The organism is Bradyrhizobium sp. Mp27 (genome assembly GCF_029953005.1).
Taxonomy (GTDB): Bacteria; Pseudomonadota; Alphaproteobacteria; order Rhizobiales; family Xanthobacteraceae; genus Bradyrhizobium; species Bradyrhizobium barranii.
Window position 1 is genome coordinate 1 of record NZ_JASAUS010000355.1, and the last position, 3230, is coordinate 3230.

Here is a 3230-nt window from a genome sequence, read left to right on the forward strand (position 1 = left end):
GTACCTGCTGGATGGCCATGGCGCGCCCGTGCCGTTCGGTGCGGTCGGCGAGCTTTACATTGGCGGGGCGGGGGTGGCACGGGGCTACCTGAACCGCCCTGAGCTGACCGCGGAGCGGTTCATCGCCAGTCCCTTTGTCGAGGGCGATCGGCTGTACCGGACCGGCGACCTTGCCCGTTATCTGCCGGACGGCAATCTTGAGTTCCTGGGCCGTAACGACGATCAGGTGAAGATTCGCGGCTACCGCATCGAGCCGGGTGAGATCGTCGCGCGGCTCTGCGAGCACGCCTGGGTGCGCGAGGCGGTGGTGCTGGCGCGCGAGAACGACGCCGGTGACAAGCATCTGATCGCCTATGTGGTCTGCGCGCCCGAAGCCGGCTCGGATGAGGGCGGTGGAGGCGGGCTTGCGGGCGCCTTGCGCGCGCACTTAAGTGCGCGACTGCCGGACTACATGGTCCCGAGTGCGTTCGTGCGGCTGGCCGCGCTTCCGCTGACGGTGAACGGCAAGCTCGATCGGAACGCGCTGCCGGCGCCGGCCGATCAGGCCTATGCGCTGGCGGCCTACCAGTCGCCGCAAGGTGCGGTCGAGACGGCGCTGGCGCAGATCTGGGCCGAGCTCCTTGGTGTCGAGCGCATCGGGCGCAACGACCACTTCTTCGAACTGGGCGGCCACTCGCTCTTGGCCGTGCAGATGTCGAGCCGGCTGTCACAGGCTGTCGGGGTCGAACTGCCACTGTCGACGCTGTTCGCAAGGCCAGTGTTGAGTGACCTGGCGGCAAGCATCGTCGAGCTGTTGAGCTGCTCGGGTCCGCAAGAGCTGCCGTCGATTGCAGCCGTGTCGCGGCATGAGCCGCTTGTGCTGTCGTTTGCGCAGCAGCGGCTATGGTTTTGGCTCAGCTGAACGAAGGCAGCACCAACTATCACATTCCGCTGGCCTTGCGATTGCGCGGGATGCTCGACCGCAGCGCCTGGCAGCGCAGCCTTAACCGTCTGTTTGCACGTCATGAGGCGCTGCGCAGTGTGTTTGTCGCGACCCAGGGCAAGCCCCGGGTTGAGGTTTTGCCGCCGGACGCGGGTCTGCCAATAGTTGAGCATGATCTGCGGGAGAGATCGGATGCGGAAGCGGCATTTTTGGATCTGTGCCATGAAGAGGGGCGCACGCCATTCGATCTTGCGCGCGGTCCGCTGATCCGCGGTCGGCTGATCCGCACCGCCGACGAGGAACACGTCTTCCTGCTGACCCAGCATCACATCGTCTCGGACGGTTGGTCGATGGGCGTGCTGCTGCGTGAACTTAGCCAGCTCTACCGGGCATTCCAGGCCGGGCAGGACGATCCTCTGCCGCCGCTTGCGATCCAATATCCGGATTACGCCGCCTGGCAACGCCAATGGCTGTCGGGGGAACGGTTGCAGCAGCAGGCGCAGTATTGGCGCAGCGCGCTGGCGGGCACAGCCCGTCTTGTCTTGCCGACGGACCATGCGCGGCCTGCCCAGCAGTCGTTTGCCGCGGCCGCGGTCCCGATCACCGTCGATGCGGATTTGACGCGGGAGCTGAAGCGGCTGAGCCTGCAGCATGGCTCGACGTTGTTCATGACGGTGCTGGCGGCCTGGGCGGCGGTGCTGTCGCGTCTGTCCGGGCAGGACGATCTTGTGATTGGCGTGCCGAGCGCCAATCGGGGGCACCGCGAGATCGAAGAGCTGATCGGCTTCTTCGTCAACACTCTGGCGCTTCGGCTGGACCTGTCGGGCAAGCCGCGCGTGTCGGAGCTTCTGGAGCGGACGCGGCGCACGGTGCTGGCTGCGCAGGAGCATCAGGACCTGCCGTTCGAGCAGGTGGTGGAGATCGTGCAGCCGCCCCGGGCTCTTGATCACACACCGTTGTTCCAGGTGATGCTGGCCTGGGAGAACAATGCGGTTGGGCCATTGGACCTGCCGGGGCTGAGTGTCGAAGCTGCCGGGGAGGAGATTGATCAGGCCAAGTTCGATCTGGAGCTGAGCCTTGGCGAGCATGGCGAGGAGATCGCCGGAACGCTGGGTTATGCCACGGCGCTGTTTGATCAGGCGACGATCGAGCGGCAGCGTGGTTATCTGCTGGCGCTGCTGCGGGCGATGGCAGCCGATGCGCAGCAAGAGGTCCACCGGATTGAGCTGCTCTCGACTGCCGAGCGCACGTATCTGCTGGAGGAGCTGAACCGGACGGCGGCGCCGTATCCTGCGGAGCGGTGCATCCACGAGCTGTTTGAAGTGCAGGTGCACAAGGCGCCGGATGCGGTGGCGGTGGTCTGCGAAGATGAGCGGCTGAGCTACGCCGAGCTCAATGCGCGGGCCAATCGCCTGGCGCATCACCTGATCGCCCTCGGGGTCAGGCCGGACCAGCCGGTTGCGATCTGCGTCGAGCGCAGTCCGATGATGGTGGTGGGGCTTTTGGCGATCCTCAAGGCCGGCGGGTCGTATATGCCGCTGGATCCGGCCTATCCGTCGGCGCGGCTGCATCAGGTGCTCGACGATGCGGCGCCGCCGCTGCTGCTGGCCGATGTGGCCGGCCGTGCCGCCTTCGGCGCGGATGTGCCGGCCAAGGTGAGCGTGGTGGAGCTCGATGCTGCGGCGCCGGCCTGGGCCAGCCTGCCGGAAGCGGATCCTGATCGGCGCGCGCTCAGCCTGACCTCCCGCAATCTCGCCTATGTGATCTACACCTCGGGATCCACCGGCAGGCCAAAAGGGGCACAGAATGAGCATCGGGCTATCGTTAATCGCCTGATCTGGATGCAGGACGCCTATGGTCTGAAACCAACAGACGTCGTGTTGCAGAAGACGCCATTTAGCTTCGATGTCTCGGCCTGGGAGTTCTTTTGGACTTTGCTTGAAGGGGCAACGCTGGTACTGGCGCCGCCCGGTGCGCACAGAGATCCCGATACGTTGGTCGACTTGATCGTCAGCCAGCGCATCACGACGGTTCACTTCGTGCCATCCATGCTGGTCAGCTTTTTGGATGCGAAGAGTGTTGACCGCTGCACATCGCTGCGGCAGGTTTTATGCAGCGGCGAGGCGCTCCCTGCCGCCAGTGTGTATAGGGTTCGGCGCGTATTGCCCTGGACGGCCCTGCACAATCTTTACGGTCCGACCCCCGCGGGTCACTTCAAATTCCTCCGGGTGTGGTCAGTCAAATTCCTCCACCCGCGAGGCAGGACAAGGGACTGTTAGTTTGAGTTTGTTTCCCGGGCAAGAGCTTC

General features: G+C 64.9%; 2 protein-coding genes. Both read left to right on the plus strand.

The annotated features are described in order from the left end of the window. A partial coding sequence (locus QJT78_RS53410) for a phosphopantetheine-binding protein (RefSeq protein ID WP_348652442.1) occupies positions 1 to 901 on the plus strand: 901 nt, incomplete at its 5' end. Further along, the gene (locus QJT78_RS49650) at positions 889 to 3201 is read left to right on the plus strand and encodes a condensation domain-containing protein (RefSeq protein ID WP_348652443.1); all 2313 of its coding nucleotides are present in this window, start codon (positions 889 to 891) and stop codon (positions 3199 to 3201) included. The genes QJT78_RS53410 and QJT78_RS49650, both read left to right, overlap by 13 nt. The last annotated feature ends 29 nt before the right edge of the window (positions 3202 to 3230 follow it).